Source organism: Mahella australiensis 50-1 BON (assembly GCF_000213255.1).
GTDB classification, from domain to species: domain Bacteria; phylum Bacillota; class Clostridia; order Mahellales; family Mahellaceae; genus Mahella; species Mahella australiensis.
The window spans coordinates 3,011,044-3,033,002 of sequence record NC_015520.1; the positions used below are offsets into that span (position 1 = coordinate 3,011,044).

Annotated in this window: 17 protein-coding genes; 2 read left to right on the forward strand and 15 right to left on the reverse strand. The window is 44.2% G+C overall.

Translation table 11 applies throughout. The features are described 5' to 3' along the window. Positions 1–5: 5 nt before the first annotated feature. The 4 genes from MAHAU_RS15895 to rlmD form a co-directional block, all read right to left on the reverse strand. Positions 6–1,082: a restriction endonuclease subunit S gene (locus MAHAU_RS15895; protein WP_013782386.1), complete on the reverse strand. Its 1,077-nt coding sequence runs from the start codon at positions 1,080–1,082 to the stop codon at positions 6–8. Then, the gene (locus MAHAU_RS14125; protein ID WP_041644180.1) at positions 1,076–3,766 is read right to left on the reverse strand and encodes an HsdM family class I SAM-dependent methyltransferase; all 2,691 of its coding nucleotides are present in this window, start codon (positions 3,764–3,766) and stop codon (positions 1,076–1,078) included. Before MAHAU_RS14125 ends, MAHAU_RS15895 begins: the two co-directional genes overlap by 7 nt. Positions 3,767–3,824: 58 nt before the next feature. Next, entirely contained in the window at positions 3,825–4,019 is a 195-nt protein-coding gene (locus tag MAHAU_RS14130) for a helix-turn-helix domain-containing protein (protein WP_013782388.1), read from the reverse strand. 411 nt (positions 4,020–4,430) lie between these two features. After that, positions 4,431–5,801 (reverse strand): 23S rRNA (uracil(1939)-C(5))-methyltransferase RlmD, encoded by a 1,371-nt coding sequence (gene rlmD / locus MAHAU_RS14135; RefSeq protein WP_013782389.1) that lies wholly within the window; start codon positions 5,799–5,801, stop codon positions 4,431–4,433. A gap of 476 nt (positions 5,802–6,277) precedes the next feature. Between rlmD and MAHAU_RS14140 the strand changes: the two genes are divergently transcribed. Beyond that, positions 6,278–8,719 (forward strand): U32 family peptidase, encoded by a 2,442-nt coding sequence (locus MAHAU_RS14140; protein ID WP_013782390.1) that lies wholly within the window; start codon positions 6,278–6,280, stop codon positions 8,717–8,719. A gap of 226 nt (positions 8,720–8,945) precedes the next feature. Here MAHAU_RS14140 and MAHAU_RS14145 read toward each other — a convergent pair whose 3' ends face one another. From MAHAU_RS14145 to MAHAU_RS14170, 6 genes are all read right to left on the reverse strand, one after another. Further along, positions 8,946–10,448, reverse strand: a complete 1,503-nt coding sequence (locus MAHAU_RS14145) for a hypothetical protein (protein ID WP_148258443.1) — start codon at positions 10,446–10,448, stop codon at positions 8,946–8,948. 333 nt (positions 10,449–10,781) lie between these two features. Continuing rightward, the gene (locus MAHAU_RS14150) at positions 10,782–11,879 is read right to left on the reverse strand and encodes a uroporphyrinogen decarboxylase family protein (RefSeq protein WP_013782392.1); all 1,098 of its coding nucleotides are present in this window, start codon (positions 11,877–11,879) and stop codon (positions 10,782–10,784) included. 32 nt (positions 11,880–11,911) lie between these two features. Next, positions 11,912–12,973 carry a substrate-binding domain-containing protein gene (locus MAHAU_RS14155; protein ID WP_013782393.1) on the reverse strand — a complete coding sequence of 354 codons (1,062 nt, stop codon included), beginning with the start codon at positions 12,971–12,973 and terminating at the stop codon, positions 11,912–11,914. Next, entirely contained in the window at positions 12,973–14,148 is a 1,176-nt protein-coding gene (locus MAHAU_RS14160; protein WP_013782394.1) for a uroporphyrinogen decarboxylase family protein, read from the reverse strand. The genes MAHAU_RS14155 and MAHAU_RS14160 overlap by 1 nt, the downstream gene beginning before the upstream one ends. A 369-nt stretch (positions 14,149–14,517) precedes the next feature. Next, positions 14,518–14,700: a hypothetical protein gene (locus tag MAHAU_RS14165; protein ID WP_171804988.1), complete on the reverse strand. Its 183-nt coding sequence runs from the start codon at positions 14,698–14,700 to the stop codon at positions 14,518–14,520. 321 nt (positions 14,701–15,021) lie between these two features. Beyond that, positions 15,022–16,347 (reverse strand): PIG-L deacetylase family protein, encoded by a 1,326-nt coding sequence (locus tag MAHAU_RS14170; protein ID WP_171804989.1) that lies wholly within the window; start codon positions 16,345–16,347, stop codon positions 15,022–15,024. A 134-nt stretch (positions 16,348–16,481) separates the two neighbouring features. Between MAHAU_RS14170 and MAHAU_RS14175 the strand changes: the two genes are divergently transcribed. Beyond that, entirely contained in the window at positions 16,482–17,141 is a 660-nt protein-coding gene (locus MAHAU_RS14175) for a GNAT family N-acetyltransferase (protein ID WP_013782396.1), read from the forward strand. 2 nt (positions 17,142–17,143) lie between these two features. Here MAHAU_RS14175 and MAHAU_RS14180 read toward each other — a convergent pair whose 3' ends face one another. The 5 genes from MAHAU_RS14180 to MAHAU_RS14200 all read right to left on the reverse strand — a co-directional run bounded on the left by MAHAU_RS14180 (position 17,144) and on the right by MAHAU_RS14200 (position 21,837). Continuing rightward, a complete protein-coding gene (locus tag MAHAU_RS14180; protein WP_013782397.1) occupies positions 17,144–17,842 on the reverse strand; it encodes a response regulator in 699 nt (232 codons plus the stop codon). After that, positions 17,814–19,421 carry an ATP-binding protein gene (locus MAHAU_RS14185; RefSeq protein WP_013782398.1) on the reverse strand — a complete coding sequence of 536 codons (1,608 nt, stop codon included), beginning with the start codon at positions 19,419–19,421 and terminating at the stop codon, positions 17,814–17,816. Before MAHAU_RS14185 ends, MAHAU_RS14180 begins: the two co-directional genes overlap by 29 nt. A 73-nt stretch (positions 19,422–19,494) precedes the next feature. Continuing rightward, on the reverse strand, positions 19,495–19,818 hold the full coding sequence (locus tag MAHAU_RS14190) for a hypothetical protein (RefSeq protein WP_013782399.1): 324 nt from the start codon (positions 19,816–19,818) through the stop codon (positions 19,495–19,497). Next, entirely contained in the window at positions 19,815–20,336 is a 522-nt protein-coding gene (locus MAHAU_RS14195; RefSeq protein ID WP_013782400.1) for a hypothetical protein, read from the reverse strand. The genes MAHAU_RS14190 and MAHAU_RS14195 overlap by 4 nt, the downstream gene beginning before the upstream one ends. Beyond that, a complete protein-coding gene (locus tag MAHAU_RS14200) occupies positions 20,329–21,837 on the reverse strand; it encodes a TrkH family potassium uptake protein (protein WP_013782401.1) in 1,509 nt (502 codons plus the stop codon). Before MAHAU_RS14200 ends, MAHAU_RS14195 begins: the two co-directional genes overlap by 8 nt. Positions 21,838–21,959 lie beyond the last annotated feature (122 nt).

Genomic DNA, 21,959 nt, shown 5'->3' on the forward strand with positions numbered 1-21,959 from the left:
CCTCCTTACACAGTGAGGCGCACACGGCCCGTTAAGAGATCGTCCATTGCGCCTTCACGGATTTGTATCATTTTATCTCGTTCAGCTTCCAAGTTTTCAATTTCTTTGTCCATAGCTGTCAACACTGAAGCTATAGCTTGTTGCTCCTCATACTTAGGTATTCTAATTGGAATATTTTCAATAACCTTTCTTGACAAACTTGGCCTACCTGACGATTCAGTATAATCATACCAAGGAATTGCACAAAAAATGTAATACTGAAATTTTACACATTGATTTTCTACGGGTTTTGAGTAATATAAGGTATCTATCGTCCAAAATGGACTATTCATGTAAATTGGTTTGTCTATAGTTCCTTTTCTACCAATTAATACACACTCCCAATCACACAAATATTCAGTTGCTTTTCCTATAACACCACCCGTACCTAAAATAGGGTACTTGCCATTATAACTTTCAACACCCCGCTGGCTTTTCCCGTGTAGGATTTTCAATATATCTCCAATTTTTCCATTATCCCATTCATAATCAAACCCTTCCAACCTCGTTCTACCGCTAATCAAATCCACCAGTGCACCATCACGGATGCTCTTTTTCTTATTTATTAGCTCGGAAAGATTATCAATGTAGGCATCGAAATCAGATAAAACTTTGACAATCTCTCTTTGCTCTGAAACTGATGGATGAACAAATTCCATATCTGCAATCATCGCTCGTCTTACTGAATCAACTGATGATTTTGCTGTATATTTTTCTACTTCTTTGAAAAAGTTTTTTGAAAAGAAGTAATAAAAGTATTTGCCATCAATATTTCTAAAATTACTCATTACATATACTCGCTGATGCGCAGAAAACTTTCCTTTAACATAATGGTACACCTTCCCGGTTCCAATACCGTCCCCAGCAGTCAGTACGGCTTCACAATCAAAGTCAGCTACATCAATACGTTCCACGATAGGGGAACGAACAAAAAATGGATATTTGCCATTTGCTTTGTTATCTTGTGTATCACGACATCCTGTCGTAATATCAACAACATTTGAAACTGTATCTTTTTCCCAATCACTCGGATAAGTTACCATTTGTATCCCATCCTCTCCAAAGCTGCCATAACCGCTTTTCTTGATGCTTCCGCCTTTTCTTCAATTTCTCCAAGTGTATGCTCATATCGCTTTGCAATAAGCAACACCTTAGCAGACATAGTATTTAGCACCTGTTCAATCTCATCTTTAATATCCGCTTCCAGCTTTGCCATCCACTTCATATTAAAGAGCAGATGTTTGATTTCATCCACAGTCAGCTCTACGTATTTTGCTTGCACCTTGTCATCAAGAGCCTTTTGCGCTTCTTTTATAGCTTTGTCCGTTTCTTCTTTCTTTATCATTTTAGCCTGGTACGCAAGTAAAGCATCGTACTCTTCTTTATATATCTCGGGAACAACTGCTGAATCCATAGCAAGCTTAAATGCTGCTTTTAGCTTGGCTTTTCCGAAAGTTCCATTCTTGTTTCTGATATCGAATTTAGCCAGTTCCGGAGTTTTACTAATTAGTACCTCCATCTCGTCGGTTTTATCCTCATCAAATAGAGTCATCAGCTTTGTCATGGCGTCCATAGCCACAGAGGTTTTCTTACTATCCAATTCCTTTAGCCGCTTAATAAGATTCGTCTTCGGGATGCCATCTTCATTCTCATTGAGCACTTCCTTAAGTAACCCGTCGTCACCGGATTCTTCTTCTCGCATTTCATCCAATTCGGCTTTCAAAGCTGTAGACTGCTCTGCTAAAGCATTTATAGCATTGAGGTCTTCTGGAAAATATGATGTCTCAATGATTTCTCTTGGTATTAAAGCGCCATCAAAGGATTTCACTTTCGAAGTATCATCTACGGAAACAGTTTCGCCGCTCTCATCTTTGACTTTTTTCTGTACATACTCGTATTCAATTTCTCTACCGGCCTCGTAACCATAAGCTTTGATAGCATATACATCATCCTGCAGCTTTGCATTCCAGTAATTCAACAAGCAATCGTAAACGTCATAATTATCAAGAAGTAGCGCTGATTTATATGTATCCAAAAGCATGGAGGAGATGGCGCGAATAAGTTGCTTAGGGTTCGTTTCACTGTTAATATTCAGCAGGATGCTTTTAACAGCATTGCGCCATTGTGTAAACATTGTATCAACTTCTTTTTTCTTCTCGTTTTGCACATTAACATCCTGCCAAATGGCTTCCTCTATATTTTCAGTAGGGATGGCAAGGTAGTAAATATTTTGTTGGTTGTCAGTACAAGTGAAGATTTTTTGTTTCAAAGCCGGAGAAATACTCCAAAGTCTTTTAAGCGAGTCAATGTCTGTTCCCGGAATGCCGCCTTTTAAGTGTGCAGCAATATTCTGTGGCAACGTATCGTCAATTTTTTGTATATAACGCGATACATTTAAATTGCCAGCATTTTTCTCCAGAATATCTGAATATTTTACAAAACGGGAATAGCCTTCAATTTCTTCTTGGTTTATAAAGGTCCGGACTATCTTCTCAATGTCCTGCTCACGTAGTCTATTTTTATTACCATCCTTCTTAAAACCACGGCTGGCATCTATTAAGAAAATTCCATCTCTTGTATCCGCATTCTCTTTATCAATGATAACAATGCAGGCGGGAATCCCTGTGCCGTAAAAGAGATTCGCCGGTAAGCTGATAATGCCTTTAATATATCGTTTTCTAAGAATAGCAATGCGGATTGTTTCTTCAGAATTACCTCTGAACAATATGCCGTGAGGCATGATGATGCCTGCTTTGCCATTGTCATCAAGTGATTTTAAAACGTGTAAAAACCAGGCATAGTCACCATTCTTTTCGGGAGGGATGCCGTATCCGTCAAAACGTTTATATTTATCTTCTGTTGCTTTGATACCATCGCTCCATGATTTGTCCGAGAAGGGGGGGTTCATGACAATAAAGTCAAACTTTTTGAGCTCTCCAAAATCGTCTGTAAAAGCGGGGGAAACTAGGGTGTTGCCTTTTTTAATTTCACCTGTACCTTTATGGTGGAGAATCAGATTCATCCTTGCTAGGCCAGCCGTAGCGATATCCTTCTCTTGCCCGAAAATGGTTACAATCGAATCGCCATTTTCATCTACCGGCGCTTCATCTGCGGCACGAATCAGTAGACTGCCGCTACCTGCTGCTGGATCATATAAGGTCCATTTCTTTGTTGGCATCTGCTTAATATTACCAATCCCGATCAGTCTTGCAATAATACGGGAAACCTCACTCGGCGTGTAGAACTGTCCTTTGCTCTTACCAGATTCCTGGGCAAACTTCATCATAAAGTATTCATAAGCATCCCCGATGATATCATCCCCACTTGCTCTGTTATTCTTGAAGTCAATCGCCGGATTCTGGAATACAGCAATTAAGCCGGATACCTTGTCCACCAATTCCTTGCCATAACCCAGCTCATCCGGATTATTAAAGCTGACATCAGGAAGTGCGCCTTGCAGTTTGTTGTCCTCCAAGAATTTCTGGATAATTTTGTCTACACGTTCTCCAACGTCACTCTTTCCTTTTGCTTTGATTAAATCATCAAAAGACGCGCCATCACTAATTTTAAACTCTGCGAACGGTTGTCCTTTATACCTGTCCGATACATACTTAAAGAACAACAACACAAGCACATAATCTTTATACCGAGCCGGTTCAACGCCGCCCCTTAATTTATTACAAGACTCCAACAAAAGGGGATACAATTCTGATTTTTTCACGGCCATAATCCTCTTTTAACCCCATTCTAATTTTGTGTAATTTACGTTTCATCAACAATAATGTTTATTCCATAGCACTTTTTCCGCTTTTAACCCAATTATCAAGTTCTGAGATTTTAAATTTCCACTGCTTTCCTATTTTGTGGGCAGGAATTCCTTTGTCTTTCCTTATCCAACCTCTTACTGTAACGGGTTTCACTCCTAAATAGGTAGCCGCTTCATCGATATTAATCCATTTGTCATTAATAATCTCGCCCATCTTTTCACCTCATCGAGCTTCTGATAGACATAAAGCCTTATAATTAAATATATCACAAAATCTATAGAGAGGAAAGCGGTTTTTTGTTATTTGCTTATATTTATTGTTATAGTACGACGTATGATTGGAACCATAAGAATTGAGAGAAGTGCCTTCCCATGATATTAGTTAATTATTGGTTTGTTTAATAAGGCGTTTGTCCTATATATAAAGCAATTCTGACCAAATTGACCAATTAAAGCAGTAACCTTACATCTATCCTGTCTCCTCAACCCTATCGATTTTAGGGCAGTTGATATGTTCCCACAAACAATAAAAACAAGGGCTTCCCAACATTATCATCAAAGGCAGAGCAGCCAAAAGAAATGATCAATGTCTGGAAACCCTTTATTTATAAGCATTTTAAGCTTTCTATTTCTCGACCCTTGACATCAATACCACCGTCTCAACATGTGTGGTATGCGGGAACATGTCTACGGGTTGGACTGCTGTAGCTTTATAGCCATGGTCCGCAAGGAAGCGCATATCACGGGCTAGAGTAGCCGGATTGCACGACACGTATACCATCCTTTCTGGACATAACCGGACAGCTGTTTCCAAAAAGCCCTTGTCGCAACCCTTGCGCGGCGGATCCATTATTATGACGTCTATGCGCACCTTATCCTCAATAAACCGGCCTATGGCATCCTCTGCCTTGGCGCATATAAACTCGACGTTACTTATGTCGTTCAGCCGCGCGTTCTCGCGTGCATCGTCAACGGCCTGTTGTATCTCCTCTATGCCATATATTTTGGCGGCTTTTTGAGCAGCTATCAGCGATATGGTGCCTATGCCACAATAGGCGTCGAGTACGGTCTGTGTACCATCCAAACCGGCATATTCGATGGCTTTTGTGTACAATACCTCGGTTTGCCTGGGGTTTACCTGGAAGAACGACAGAGGCGATATCTTAAACGTCAGGCCACACAATGTATCCATTATATGGTCATTGCCATATATCACCTTACATTGGCTGCCCAATATGACGTTGGTACGCCGACGGTTTATATTCAGTACCACCGATGCGAGGCCATCGATGTTTTGCCGCAGCATATCCGTAAACTCCTTAGCATGTGGTATCGAATCACCGTTTATAACCGGAACCACCATTACCTGTCCGCTGTTAAAGCCAACGCGCACCATTATGTGACGCAGCAGGCCTTTACCCGTCATTTCGTCGTACACGGCTACATTATAACTGCTGACATAATCTTTGACCGCCTTTATCGCAGCATCAACCGCCGGATGCTGTATGGGACAGGTATCTATGTCAACTATATCGTGCGTACCTGCAGCAAAAAAGCCCATAACCGGCCTGCCGGAAAAAACGCCCACAGGCAATTGCGCTTTGTTTCTATAGTGCCACGGCCTCTCCATTCCTATAGTATCCAATACGGATACATCGTCAAAGCCGCCTATGCGCTGCAATGCATCCTTCACATGCCGCGTTTTATAAGCCAATTGGGCATCGTAGGCCATGGCTTGTATATGGCATCCGCCACAGCGATTCGCCACCGGGCATAGTGGCTGTATGCGATAGTCGGACGGTTCCACGACAGACTCTATATGGCCTACGGCATATCGCTTACCTACCTTGTCTATCTTAACTGATACTCTGTCGCCTATAACGGCCCTCGGAACGAAGACGGTAAAGCCCGCTATATGGCCTATGCCTTCGCCGTCGGTACCTATATCCTCTATAACTACCTCATATACACTATCAACTTTTACCGGTATACCCATATGCCCTCGCTTATTTCAAATTTTAATGTCAATGCTCAATGCTGTATATATTATAACATCTTTTGCACTATTAAACTATAAGACGATAACAACGGATACTTTATCAGAGGGCTCGTGACTATTGTAGAAGGCTTAATATATATGTCGAGCGGGCTTTTGAAGCGTAGGACCACAGCAATCTTTGATTACGTAGTGGTCCAGCTTCACAGCCGTAGCGAGGCATATATATTAAGCCGTGTTCTACACTTCTCTAAGTTTCACCAGATATCCTCCACAAAATCGCCTTGAGGCTCATGTCAGAGCACCTAATCAGTTACCAAGCCTGTGAGATACTTGAACAGCCACGAGGGCTCAGCATGTATATGGACTGAGATTGTTTCTTGCACTCCAAGGTAATATAATTATAGAAAAGACAGACATATAAGTCTGCAAAATCATTACAAGAGAGGATGCTGTAATTTACGGAAATGGCTAATATGATGGAACTCCTGGCCCCAGCCGGCAGCATGGACGCTTTTGAAGCGGCCGTAAAGGCCGGCGCCGATGCCATATATATGGGCGGCAATGCTTTCAATGCACGTCAGTACGCCGGCAATTTTGACGACCAGAGCCTTAAATATGCCTTGGACTACGCTCACTTAAGAGGCGTTAAAGTATATATAACTGTAAATACATTGATACGCGATGATGAATTCGATGCGCTGCTACCGTATCTCGAGATGCTCTATGAATCGGGAGCCGATGGTTTGATAGTACAGGATATGGGTATAGCATCGCTCGTGAAGAAGCATTTGCCCGATATGCCTTTACATGCCAGCACGCAGATGACCATACACAATGCGCATGGTGCTACTATGCTTAGGGAACTGGGATTTAAAAGGGTGGTGCCGGCCCGCGAGCTGTCGCTGGAGGAAATATCGCATATGGCACAAGCCGGCGGCTTGGAAATAGAGGTTTTCGTGCACGGCGCCATGTGCTATGCATATTCCGGCCAATGCCTGATGAGCAGTTTCATGGGTGACCGCAGTGGCAATCGCGGCCGGTGTGCCCAACCTTGCCGTATGCTATACAGCCTGCAGGAGGAAAACGGGAAGTCCTATCCGCCTCAGTACCTTTTGAGCATGAAGGACCTATGCCTTATAGAGGATCTGCCTGCTTTGGCCGATGCCAACGTAACAGCGCTAAAGATAGAGGGCCGAATGAAAAGCCCGGAGTATGTGGCGGTGGTGACCAGCAAATACCGCAAGGCACTGGACAGACTGGCAGCGGATATCCGGCCTTTGATAGACCCGGAGGACATGATGCAGCTTATGCAGATCTTTAATCGCGGCGGATTTTCCAAAGGATATATCTATGGCAAAAGCGGCATCGACATGATATGTCCCGATAAACCCGACAACTGGGGTGTTCCGTTGGGCACGACAAAAGTTTACGATTCCCACCGCCGCATGATCGGCCTGAGGCTACAAGCGCCTTTATCGCTGGGCGATGGCATAGAGATAAGGGACGGTGCTTCCAGTCACGGGCAAATAGTGACTTATATAACGCGTGATGGTCAGGCCATAAGGGTGGCCGGCGCCGGACAAGAGGTGTTTATACGCACCGATAAGCCGGTTAGAGCGGGAGTGGGTATTTACAAAACATCCGATGCCGAGATGGACAAAAGCTTGAAAACATGGCTAAAAACGGCTCAACGTTATGTTGATATAAACGCCCGCGTCGCTATCGTGGAGGGCCGATTCCCTATAATGGAGATATGGGACAGCAACGGCCATTATGTGAAATATACGGGTGCCGAAATCATACAACAAGCCGAACATGCGCCACTGCAAAGAGGGCGCATTATGGAGCAGATAAACAGAGTCGGCGATATGCCTTTCAGATTTAAGAACGTAGAAGTCGAGCTCTCGCCTAATGCCTGGTTACCAGTATCAGCCATAAACGATATGCGAAGGCATGCCCTTGAACAACTGGCCGAAGAGATAATAGATCAAAAGCATAGGAATGCCGTTTCAATCCCTTCCGGCCATGTCGAAACCTCAAGAGCAAACGTTCAGGCAAGGCCGCTTATATACGTCATGCTGGATAAACTCGAGCATGCCAGAGCAGCTATAGAGGCCGGCGCCAACGGCATATATCTACGCCTAAGTGCCAGGCAAGCAGTAGGCCAAAGCGCTGTGCAGGCGGTACGGCTGTGCCATGATGCCGGTATATCAGTAATATGGGCTATGCCTCGCATAGCCCGCGACCGAGATCTGGACGATATAATAGATGCTTTGTCATCGGCAAGGGAGCTTTACGACGGCGTGCTGGTATCGGATGCCGGCCAGATAAAATGCGCCAAAGATGCCGGTATAGGGTCTATATACGGTGATTTCTCCCTTAATATATTCAACAGCAACGCTGCGGCCGCTTACGCCTGCATGGGCATAAAACGCTTTATGCCGTCGCTCGAGCTGACGCTGGACCAATTGCGCGACCTCTCGTCGGGCAGTCCTATACCTATGGAGCTTATGGCTCACGGCCGCCTGCCCTTGATGATAGCCGAGGGCTGCCCGATAGGCGCGACAGTCGGCCATTTCAGCCTTGAGCAGCCTTGTTCAAAACCGTGCATAAAACATAGCTACAGCCTACGCGACAGGAAGGGTAAATCGCTGCCCATTCGCACATATCTCAGCAAATCCGGTTGCTATATGGAGATACTCAACGCCTATGAACTATGCATGGCCGATAAAGTAAAAGACCTGCTGCCGCTGCATCCTTACAGTCTGCGCCTCGATCTCAGCGGCTATGATGATGAAAGCATCAGGCGCATCGTAACCCTTTACAAAACGGCATTAAATAGCACTGACGAGATAATCAAAGGCTCATGTGGCGGCAACGTGACCAGAGGACATTATTACCACGGCGTAGAATGATTACTTTTCTTAACGCTGCCTCTGCGCCATAACGGTCTCAAACATAGCGATAATATTTTCTATGGGTACATTGGCCTGGATGTTGTGAACCTAGGTGAATACGAAACCTCCCCCAGGGGCAAATATCTCTATACGTTCTTTAACGTGCCGCCTTACTTCATCTTCAATAAGTGATTGTAGAATTTTTTAACTAAAAGCTTACTATGTCCCGAAGTCTGAAGCAGTGTTAAGTATGACTACCTGATTTCAAATCACTTAATGCTTGATCTATTCGGTTAATATCTGCCAAACGCCTTCTTTTCGCACTGCTATACAATTTTTTATACTTGTCTTTATCTTTTCTCTTTTCTGCATCAACAAGGAGATATATAAAAGCATCCGTCAGGTCATCTTTGCATTTTTCTAATGCCTGTTCTGCCACCTGGCGTGCCCTGTCAAAATTATCATGCTCCTTATAATAATTTATCAGCGCCACATATGTTTCACTTTCCTTTCCCAAATGAGTTTCCAGATAAGAAACATATTTGTTGTCTCTCCCATATTTATGATATAAATGTGCTGCTTCTTTTTTATAATAACCAGAGGCATCCATTATATCTGCAAACACGAGAAACTCATCTGCCTTTACACACAATTCATTTGACAGATCAAACATTGGGTCATAGCAGCCGTAATCATTATAATAATCGTGCAGAATAATATCGGACAAAATATTTTTTCTCAATTCCCAATCTTCTTGCCCCAGCTTGTTTGTCTTTGATAATGCATTACAAATATTCCAGATTTCTTCAATTTCCCATTGGTCATCAATATATCGCTCATACTTGAGTGCATCAATGAGTTCTCCAATCTGTTTCCATGAAGCTGCAAGAACAGAGCCTTTCTGTTGAGGCTTTTTTTGTATTGCATCTATACACTTCATCTGAATATTCAATAATATTTCCTTTTGTCTTTTAAGCTTTTTCTCATACAGATATTTGTCGTGGGTAAAGACAGTTTTAGAAAACAAATTATTAAAATTTGATTCCGCATCCAAAATCTGTATATTTAATATTTCAAACATATGAGGAAATAGATCATTTGGGAGTTCTTCTCCAATAAGCATGCTCGGATTGAGCTTCTTACATATCGGTTGATTGAATATTTCAACTAATCTCCTTGCAAGTTCCGGGCTATCCCATCTGTCCGCCAGCTTAACGTATGCCATTATCCAGTCCGTTCCAATATCGCCGATACTCAAAGATAGCATGCCTTCTTCAGCAGCATTTTCCAACGTGAATGGCGAATCATCTTCAAAATCTTCCGAAGCCGGAGATTCCATCACTTTGAATTCCAGGTTGCAAACCCTGTCTAATATATCAGCCACGGTTTCATACTCATTTAAGAGCAGCAAATCATGGCATCCCCTGAAAACTCTGTTCAGGAAATCCATTGCCTGGAATGGATCGTTATGCCATACTTTCCAATCATCCATATATCTGCCGTCATCATCAAACTCGTAATAATGTGTCTCATACTCAAGATAAATGTCACCATGATCTATCTTCTCACATAATTCTTCTATCTCTCTCTGACTTGGCATGTATATAACTTTCTTTTCACCGGAAAGCGACATTAAAAAACTTTGCTGTTCGTTCTCCTCCAGTAATTTTGCCTGAGTCAAAATCCATTCTTCCTTTTCTGTTTCAGACATTTTCTCTAACTGCTCTTTTACCTGTTTTATAAACATTATCATTTAACCCTTTACATTTGTTTCATTCATCATAAAAAATCTGCGTTTTAGCGGTTCTTGATCAACCTTCAATTTATTTTTTCGATATAAACCGACAATTATTTCTGTATGCGTTGATAGAAGGAATAACCCCGTCCGCACTTTTTCAGTATACTACGGTCGAGTGTATATGGTCAACGGCTCAGTACATGATAGACTGGCTCCCGCGATTGCCTTATTGCGTTAACCCTCAAGCCTTCATATCGCTTAAACTGATTTCTCGCCGCCACAAACGTCGAGACATTCTATTAAGCTCTTATAAAGTGCTAAATATAATCTAATTCTACCTCTTTAATAGACACATTCTCTAGCAGCTTCCACAAAGGCCTTTATGTTCTCGGGGTCACCGAAGAAAAAGTGATCGGAAGGACTGCATATATATCCTCCGTTCGGGCAGGAGGTATGGAGCTTGTACACCATCTCCTTCACCGATTTCGGATTTCCCTTCTCAAAACCCGCATTCTGATCAAAGCCGCCTATGAAGAACAGCTTATCACCCACTTGCCTGTCGGCTTCAGCCAGATTGCAGTCGCCTCCCATGGCCGGCGGCGTCATGGTCTCCAATCCATCAGCACCATTCTGAGCTACTATATCCAGCAACGGCATCAGACCGCCGCACAAGTGATATACCACCTTGGTACCGGCTTCATGTAACGCTTTGTGCTGTATCTGATCATACGGCAGGCAAAATTCTTTATGCAGCGTCGGGCTTATAACAGTGCTGGAGCCTGCCCCACCGCCTGTTTCCACCAAGTCTAGCTCTATTCTGCCGCCACGCTCTATAACGGTGAGCTTCTTTTTAAGCATGGAATCCAGTACATAATGTAGCCAGTCAGGTTTGTCAAAGCAGGCCATTATGGCATTTTCGGTACCGTACATGTTCACAAAGCTTTGCCATGGACTGCCCTGTCCGAAATCAAAGTATCCGCTGCGCACTATGCCGCTATCACCTATGCGCCGTTTGGCCTCTATAACCGGACTCCAATCCACTTGCGCCGGTAACGGCACGTATTTGTTCCAGAGTTCAAAATCCTTCTCATCTTTTATAATGCACTCTGTAATCCATTCGGTATATTTATTGACCGCGCCTTTCTCGGTTAAAACGCCTTCTGGTGTAATTATTATCCTCTCCCACACGCGGTTGCCGTCGTCATCATAGCCCAGATCGCGGTTATCCACTATCCAGTCGGCCAGATCGTGTTCATCGTAGATAAACCTGGGCGAAACATATATAACTGGATCCATGTCAAAATATTCATATGCCCGATACTGATCCATACCGTGTAGGTATGTATCCAAATAGTATTGCATCCAGCTGTGCACCTGACAAGGCAATCTATCAGGCTTTCCGTTGCTAATGGCCGTTAAAAAGCGTTCCCTTCCTGTCATCTCAATCATTCTCCTTCATACTTACATAAATTTCACTTCGACTTAGAGCATTGAGCGACAGATGCTCGCTCTATCAGCTTTACGCTCAAAACCATCCGACCAAGTGGCCCTCTGCCTTCCAGATAATCTATGAGCATGCGGCAAGCCGTAGCGCCCATATCGAATGTGGGCATGGCTATAGTAGTCAGCGGTACCTCCAGCAACCGCCCTTTCATAAAATCACCGTATCCGACCAGTGACACCTGCTCCGGTATATCTATGCCCATATCGCGCAGCACCCTATAGGCCTCTACCACGTATTCATCGGTATAGCTCATTATGGCAGTAAAAGGTTGGCTCTCATTAAGGCGTTGTTCCAGCACAAGCTCCAAGTCATTCTTGGTATCTATGCGGACTATATTATGTTCATCTACCGACAAGCCGTATTCTTCCATAGCCATTTTATAGCCGGTCAATCTATGGTTTATGGAATATTCATCTTGCTGGTCTATTATAAAAAGTATATCGCGGTGGCCATGCTCGAGCAGATGTTTAGCCGCCATATAACCGCCTTGGACATCATCTGACAATACATATGCGACATCGTTATCCAGCGGTATGTTGTCTATGCATACCACTGGTATATGGGCTTTGCGCGCTGCAGCCAGCAGTTTATCGCCATGTTCCTCGTTATAATAGGTCAGCAAAACACCGTCTACATCATCCAAAACGTTTATATCAGCCGGTTGCCCGGACGCTATATTATATATGGAATAACCATAACCATATTCATTGGCCACCTGGCTGCATGCTAGCACAGTGCGCGAGAAAAAATCGTCATCAGGGCTGTAGCGTATGATAAAAGCCAATTTGTGACGCAAGCTATCATCGCTGCCAGAGGCCTCGGGTATAGCCAGCCCTTTGCCGGGTATACGCACAATTCGCCCTTCCTGTATAAGCTCTTCGACGGCTTTGCGCACCGTCATACGGCTGACATGCAGTATTTCGGCATATCGGTTTTCTGACGGTAATTGCTGTATCCTACCGGCATGGTATGCCTCGATATCCCGTTCGATCTCTTCTTTAACCTGCTGATATATCTGTTTTACAGCCACTATTCCAATCGCTCCAGTTCTCTTGAAATTCTATCGTAATCCAGCGGGTATCTGCCGAACTCTCTGGCAGTCTCCACCATCGTAAAGATATTTTCATCCGGCGTATCCCTGCCGCATTGGTCACCGGTGGACAGCACGAATCCACCGCCTTCTCCGGCTGCCAGTATGGTTTTGAGGCACTCGCGCTTCACGTCCTTAGGTGTGCCGTAGAGCATTGTTTTGGTCGTATGTAAGTTACCCTTTAACGCTATTCGGCGTCCGAACTTCTGCTTTATCTCGGCCAGGTCACAGTCGCCCATCGGTGGCTGTTCCAGCGGCTCTATGGAATCAAGCTCTGTTTCTTCGGACAGCACTTCCACCAGCCATCGTTCTTTACCGCAGGAATGCAGATGAGAAGGTATGCCGGCCTGGCGTGCCATATGGGTGATCTCCTTTATGCTGGGTAGGCTCAGTTCGCGGAATATCGAAGGTGATTGCAGCGTCAGCAACCCCGAAGCACCTATGAGAATAAAATCTGGTCCGGCTTCTATAAGGCGCTTGGCATAGGCCACCGCGTATTGATGGTGTATATCGGCCAGCTCCATTATCTCGTCATGATAATCATAATACATATACGTCATGGCCTCCACACCGCCATGTATGAGGTCTACCCAGCCCTGAAACCCGGGTATGCCTACCGCACCGCCCACTGCTCCCATATCGCCCATGCGTTCCATATGAAGCCTCAGTGGTTCAAGGCTGCACTGCGACGGATCGGGAAAGAGATATTTGGCTTTGGGCAGGTCCTTTTTGATATCCTTGATATATTTTTCTACCACGGTAGGTGGATCGGCTACATAATACACAGTAGTGGACTCCAAATCGCCTTCGGGCGTACGGCAAATGGTCTTGCGTACTATACGTTCATCGGTTTTTTGCAGTATCTCATGTTCATAAGTGCATTGGCTGGCGGGACTGGGGCCTAGCCCTCCCTTGTCAGACCATCCGTCAAAGCCGAAGTATTTTACTGCATCGATATAAGCATCAGATAACGGCGGATTATTGTATAGGTATATGTCCCAGAAAGGCTTGCCTGTGAGACGGCAGGGTATCATATTGGACATATCCGGTGCTACCGGAATCATATCTGGCTGTTGATTTTTGAAAGCGGTCACCATGCGTTGCTTAGGTGTCATAAGCTTACCCCCGTATTTATACATGAAATAAAATAATACATGTATATTATATATCGGTTTTTGATATTGTCAACGGTCAATTTTATTTTGCGCAATTAATTTAACAGTGTTTATTCAGTGGTTATTACGCATAGGCGAGGGTAACGATTAGCCTCAAGGCGATTTTGTGAAGGATATCTGGTGAAACTTAGCGAAGTGTAGGATAAGAATTTCCCAGCGTAACCGAACTATCTAAACAATGCTAAAGACGGTCCCGCCCTAAAATGACAAGATAATGAGAGATTATCGGCGCTTTGGAAATTCCCGAAACGAGCTTTAGTTTCACCGTATCGGGAACACATGAGCCAGAGGCTGATCGTTACCAAGCCTTTAGGACGGCTGAACAGTCACATTCAACAAATAGCTTATCACTTGATCGGCAAGATAAAGCCTGATATTTAGGTACACCCAAAAGCGCCAATCATTGTTAACGTAGCTAATGCCGTCATCGACGGCGACGTGTAAATTGAAACTACACGCCTTATCAATATCGGGCATTTTTATATGCAGCATGGCCAGCTCTTTCATCATTCCCGGTTTTGTTATAGCATGGCTAATCTCATGACATTCATTAATTGCATCGCTGCTATCATTGAGCAGGGGCTATCTTATATTCGGTTCTTTAATAACTTTATCGCTGTAATTCGATATTATCATATGCAAATCGGTATCTTCACCCGGCCAATAATTTTTTTCGGCTGCATCGATTAACCATTTAGGCAATGTCGGTGTCTTCTTTATAGCTTTGTTTGCCATATGGCAAGTTGTAAAATAAAATGCCGTGTGCCTTCAACTGTAAGTCTGTATTGTCAGACTACTATATATGGCCAGTCTTTATTGTGCTTGAAGTTTAAACATATATAAAGGTAAATGATCTATCATCTTATCCCCTTTGCTTATATCTGCGTTTATATAGAGGTAGCGAGGGGTGGATATAGGAAGGTTGCAGCATAGCCATACCTTGTCATATACGTTACCATTTATGTCGTTAATAACTATACTGTTGCCGGCCTTATTTTCGTACTGCCACTTGCCTTTTTTATATAGCAGATCAATTCTTTTGACACTCATTGGATAAAGCAAACGAATATGCATCTCATACGACAAACTCGCTTCCGGTTTGGAATGCAGCTTAAGCGCTATATAAAGTGTATTATTCGCTGACGCGCTGTTTAGCTGGACTATGTTAGCAGACGGTTCTTCAATCCGTTTGAATTCATTATCGCCTATATTCTTTATAAGCATAAACTTATTTTGGGTTATTTGTCCGGGAACATCGAAGACAGCAGTTAATTCAGGGATAACGCTTACTTGAGGCTGCATGAAACTCTCGCTGTTCCTTATAAATCCGTACATAAACGGTGCCATAACATCTATCTGCGTCTTATATTTTTTAACAGCTTGAAGTTTGGCATCTATTGCATCATCCGATAGCTTATCTTCTTCCCATTTAAAACCGCCGATGTTTTTAATATCAGCAGGAGGCATTTCTGGAGCATTTTTGTTCATCGCCCACAACGAAGGCCATAACTTATGATGTATAAGGTATGCATGCAATTCCCCGGTGTAGTTCGAGACATACGCCGCATATTCCGTAAAAGCCCCTGCAGCCCAATGATCGGGGTGAGCGTCCATTGTACTCGGATAGTATATGTCTGTCGGTTTATACTGTTCTATTATATTTGCCAACTGAGTTTCCAGCGCCTGACCCATATAGGGTACCTTAAGCTGGTATATATCGTCATAAGGCGAATAAGCACTCCTTATATCTCCGCTTACGTGCGGCTTGTCCCAAAAGCTGTCCCACAGAAATCTCAAGCTCGTGTCCGCATAACCCAAGAATATGATATTATCGGGCTTTACGCCAAGGCTTTCCAGCGCTTTGCGACTTTCGGAATGCCTGATATAGCCCAGCCGGATGTAGTCTTTTATACCGGGAATGGGGTGTTTGGTCAATATCTCAGCTGCTCTGGTAAAGCTATCGCCGCTGGTTACTATAACCACTTTAACATCATCGCTGTTTTTTACAGCTTGATATATCGTCCCGCCAACTCCAAGGGTTTCATCATCAGGATGCGGCGCTATGACCAGTATTCTTTTACCTTTACTGATAGCGATGGACGTATAATCTGGCTGTTTGCCGTGTGAACACGATGTCAACACAATCACCCCAACAAGCATGAAAAGCATAAAAAACCTAAAGCACCGTTTATTCGAAAATATAATCATACCTCTCCCCTTTCTATTGGCGATGGTATAATTATATAATATCATGGTAAAAAGGAAAAGAAAAAATGAACAGTGAAATATGCATTATAAACTATGATAAGCGTTATATTAACGATGTGCGGGAAATATTCAATAAGACGGCTTTTATGGGAGAGGACATAGATAACTTTTTTTCTAACAGGATTTTTATGGCTTATGTTGCTACCCTATACTATCTGCGTTATGAACCGGAATCGACGTTTCTGGCTTATGATAAAAGCCATGGACGCATAGCAGGATACATTATGGGTTGCGCAAATACACGAAGGTATCATTTGATCATGAACACTATAGGCATACCGTTATCGGTGACATCGTTTTTCTCCTCCGGCACAATATTTCAGCCTGCCTGCATGGCATATTTAGCAAGACTGGTTATATCCGCGTTGCTCAGAGAAGCGTATCCGTCGGTACCGCTTGACCGTTATCCGGCTCACTTGCATATAAACGTTTTGGAAGAATACCGTTCCTCGGGCATAGGCAGCCGCATGATGTCAAGATATATCGATTATTTGCATGAAAGGCGTGTACTGGGCGTGCATCTTCATACCTCGTCATGGAATGAAGCGGCCATAGGACTGTATAAAAAATTCGGCTTTAATGAAATCGGCAAGAAAGAAAGTCATCTTTACGATTATATAACCCCCCGTCCATTTTATCTTATAACCATGGCTAAGGAACTTTAAGTTTACTCATCGGCGAAACGGTATCCCACGCCCACCTCGGTTATAATATATCGCGGTTGGGCCGGATCCCTTTCGATCTTTCTCCTGATATTAGCCATGCATACACGCAAGGATTGCGTATCGTCCACAGAATACGGGCCCCATATCTCTTTGATGATAGACATGTGCGTCAATACCTTGCCGCGATGTTTAATGAGCAGCGCGAGCAGTTTATATTCCGTCGGCGTAAGATGTATATCCTTGTCGCAGATAGTGACCTTCTGCTTGTCGAAATCTACTTTTAAATCGTCCAATTCGAACACTGGCTGCAGCAGCCCTTCCTCGTGTCTCTCCAATGCATTTTCCCGCCGCAGTGCCACTCTTATGCGTGCCAGAAGCTCGGGAACGCTAAATGGCTTTGTAAGATAATCATCGGCGCCCGCGTCCAATGCTTCCACTTTTTGGCGTTCATGACCGCGTGCGGAAACCACTATAATGTCCAAAGCAGACCATTCGCGAATTTTTTTTATCACGTCAATGCCGTCGATATCGGGAAGCCCTAAATCGAGGATCATGATATCGGGCGAATATGATGCGGCCAGCGAAATAGCCGTCAAACCGTTCTCGGCCTCCATACACCGGTAGCTCTGCGTTTCCAGAGCAACCTTTATAAAATGGCGGATTGACTTTTCATCATCGACTATCAGTATCAATGGATTCATGATCTTCCTCCCTTATTGGTATCGTAAACCTGAATACCGCTCCGCCCGCAGGATCATTATCGGCGGAGATTTCGCCCCCATGCGCTTCCACAATCGACTTACAGATCGCGAGCCCTAGGCCCATACCGGGCCTGCTCGTATTATTGAGATTTTTTGTATAAAATCTGTTAAAGATAAAAGGAAGTTCCTCTTCCGGGATGCCGGGCCCATTATCGCTTACTTGAAACATCACTTTGCCGTCTTCCTTTTTTACCGACACATTTATCTTAGAATCGGGCAACGTATATTTTAATGCGTTATCGAGAAGATTTATGAGGACCTGCTCGATCAGTATCCCGTCAACCGGTATCATTATTAGTTCTTTTGGAACAGACACTGAAATCTCATGCTGCTTTGCCCTCTTGTTGACGCGCGAAACCGCTTCGGCCACTATTTCCTCGACCGCTTCCATTTCCTTTTTAAGCTCGATTCTTCCTTCCGAGAAACGGGTCATGCTCAGGATATTTTCCACTAAAATGCTAAGCCATTCGGCGTCGTCGTATATATCCTGCAGAAAATCTCGCCTCATTTCGTCGGTTAGGACATCATAATTTTCTATAACTGTACTCGATGATCCTAAAATGCTGGTCAAAGGAGTTCGTAAATCGTGCGATATTGCCCTAAGCAAGTCGCTTCGCAGTCTTTCATGCTCCATTTCTATTTTGGCCCGTTGCTGTTTTTCATATAATCGTTCGCGCTCCAATACGGGCGCAATTTGAGTCGCTATAGTATCGATAAAAGATTTCTGGCCTTCGGTGAGCATATCCGCGTTGCCCAAACCAATGCCGATAACCCCAAGCACGCCATTTTGGCCGCTGATAGGTTGGAAATATGCCCGACTGTCTGCAAAAAGCCGTGTCCTCGCGCCGCATGCATTCCCTGATTGAAAGGTTTCCGTGCGAGCCATCATCTCAGAATACGAATTAAATATATCATCGCCTTCGATATGGTCAATCGTGAGACCTCCGTCCATGTCGGCGAGAGAGAGCATTACAGGTAACCTGAAGATCTTCGAGATATCTTTGGCCGCAACCTGCGCAACCTGTTCGATGTTTTTTACGGCGAGTAGATCTTTCTCAATCTGATACAGTATTCGAATCCTCATTTCCCGTAACTCGGCGCGCTGCGATTCATGTTTTATTCGCGCGGCTAAAGTACTTGTGATAAGCGCTACGATAAGCATGATGATAAATGTCACAGGGTATTCCGGGCTATACGCGAGCAGCGTATAATAGGGTTCGGTAAAAAAATAGTTAAAAGTAAGCACACTTAACGCCGAAGCCATTATGCCATAAAGATAGCCATCCGTTATGCTTGCGATAATCATGACGCCAAGTATATATATCATGATATAGTTTGACTCATGAAAACCAAGCGCCCTAAATCCATATGAGATCAGGGTCGCAATTATCATTATACCTATAACGATAGAAATATTTTTAAGCGCCCTCAAAATAATATTTCGCGGTTTTAAATCGCAATAATGCTGAAACTCAACAGCGTCGTTATATATTTGCTTATCCATATGTTTTTTTAACATATCAATCCACTTCCATCCGTCTGGATTTACTTTTTAATATTATAATAGCCATATACCCTACAAGTAAAGGGTTTTAAGTTTGTGTATCCCCGAAATCGAAATCGCGGCTTTGGAGTCCCCACTTGAATACGGTAATCCTCTCCAGATTTCTGCATGCCGGCTTATATGTCGGGTCCAGCGCGTACGCCGCCCTATAATGCTTGCGCGCGATGTTGTCGTTGCCTTTTATTTCCGAGAGAATGCCCAGAAGGTTATGCAGTTCGGGCGCATCCGGGTTCAAGACAAGCGCCTCGGATATAATCTTTTGCGCCGCATTTCTATCGTCGTTTTTCAATGAATCGATCGCGGCTGAAATCCTCTCGGCAAAAGCATCAGAACAACTATTTTGAGTTTTCATAATCGGTTACCTCCTTTATAACCAGTTTTATCCTCTTGATTTTTTCGTAAGACAAATACCATACACACTATAGCGCTTACGAATAGAACCATAGCTAATATTACCTTCCGCCTGTCAATCGCATGAGCGACAGGGTGTCCCTGCGCGACGATTTCAACGTTTTGCGCATGTATATCGAAGTCTCCGCCGTGTTCCTCACAGGCGCGATGAAATACACCCGTGACTTTCACGATGTCCCCGCGCGCATCGTATCTCCCGATGAATTTTACGCCCTTAACTTCGTCGCTTTCGGCCCATATGCCTATCGCGTTGTCGCCATCGAATACGTTTATCCATACGTAATCGCCCCTATCCAGAATATCCCCTATTACTTCGCCGGCATATACGACCTCCATGCCGTCGTATTCTTTCGCCTTATCGATCAAATCATTGCTGGATACCTTTACGCCATCGGCTAAGGCTATCATCGGCCACAGGCATAGAAGCAGTATCAGAGCTGCCGCTGTCGCCTTATACATCCTTTTTCACCCTCCTAGCAACGTATAATCCTAAAGCGAGTACCGACATGAATTCAAGCCGCCCTACCCACAAAATGATTATATACGTCACCTTTAATACGGCCGGCATAGATGCCGAAGTCAGGCCGATGCTCAGGCCCACGTTTCCCGTGGCGCTCGCCGATTCAAATGCGGCCATACCGAACGGATACCCGCTCAACATGCCGATCAGCGTTCCAAAGGCAAACGTTGCAATATACGCGGTCACGATCAGAAAGGCGCTGCGCACCATTTTATCCTCTAAAATAACGTCCTTTATATGATGTATTTTCTGGACGGATACCGTGGATTCCGGCAATACCATTTGCTTTATATCGTTTTTAAAGGCATTAAAAATGATGCCGATGCGCAGGCCTTTGAATCCGCCGGCAGTGGAACAGGCGTTGCCGCCGAACAACATGGCGACGGTAATCGCGAACAGCGCGATATCCCCCCATTCACAATAAAACTGCTTGGCATAAATCGTCATAAAGCCTGTCGTCGTATGAGCGGAGATAAGCTGATAGAAGCCCTTGCGGAATAAGGACATGGCATCTGCATATGAGCCGCTTTGTTTCAGGCCAAGCGTCGTAATGATGGTAAGCGTGGTCAGTGTCACCGTAAATGAGATGATCTCGATATCGCGCCTCAATTCCTCTCTTTTACCTGTCAGTACGGCGTAATGCAATGCGAAGTTAAATGATCCGATGGTTAAGAAAATCATCGTCGCGATTTCATAAATAGAGCTATGATAATACAATATGCTTTGTGACATCGGCGCAAAACCGCCCGTGCTCCACGCAGACATGAATATCCATAATCCGTGCAAAAATGCGCGATCCACCGAAAGGCCCGCAATGATTCCGGCTATCCACAACGTTACCGTACCCAAGCAAAGATAGATGAGGCTGATCAGCCAGATATACCTCGCCGTGCTGATGGCGTTGGGCATAAGATGTTCGTCCTTGCCTTCTCCGACGTACATCTTATATGCGCCGCTCGTTCCTTTGACAAGAAAGGTAAGCGCCAAAACCACCATACCCTGTCCGCCCACAAAGGTCAGCAAATGTCTCCACATATTGATACCGTTCGAAACGTGATCCAAATCCCGTATAAGCGTCAGACCGGTAGTCGTCAGCCCGCTCATCACGTCAAAGGTGCAATCAAGATAAGAATTGTAATTGCCGCTTAAATAGTATGGAAGCGCGGAAATCAGCATTCCCAAAAACCATGATCCGGCAGTAACAACCATACCATCGCCCCAGTTCATGCGCTGCTCATGATATCGCCTTCCAAGCAGCACCATACTCCCGCCTACAAGCAGCGTGATCGAACTGCTTATTAAAAAGTCGAAAAATATATCCCATTCAGCGTAGATCACCGACGTAACAGCCGGTATATATTGTATCAGCCCAAGGCCGATGATAATAATACCGATATAATAGCAAATCGGCAACCACCAACTAACATGTTTCTCTATCATAAATACCTCACATGGTGAAAAGCAGCGATATCACAAAACCGATCAATATCAATACGCCGACAAATGCGATTTCCGCTGTCACACCGCAAATATAGTTAAAGACTTTTTTCATTTTGGCCCTC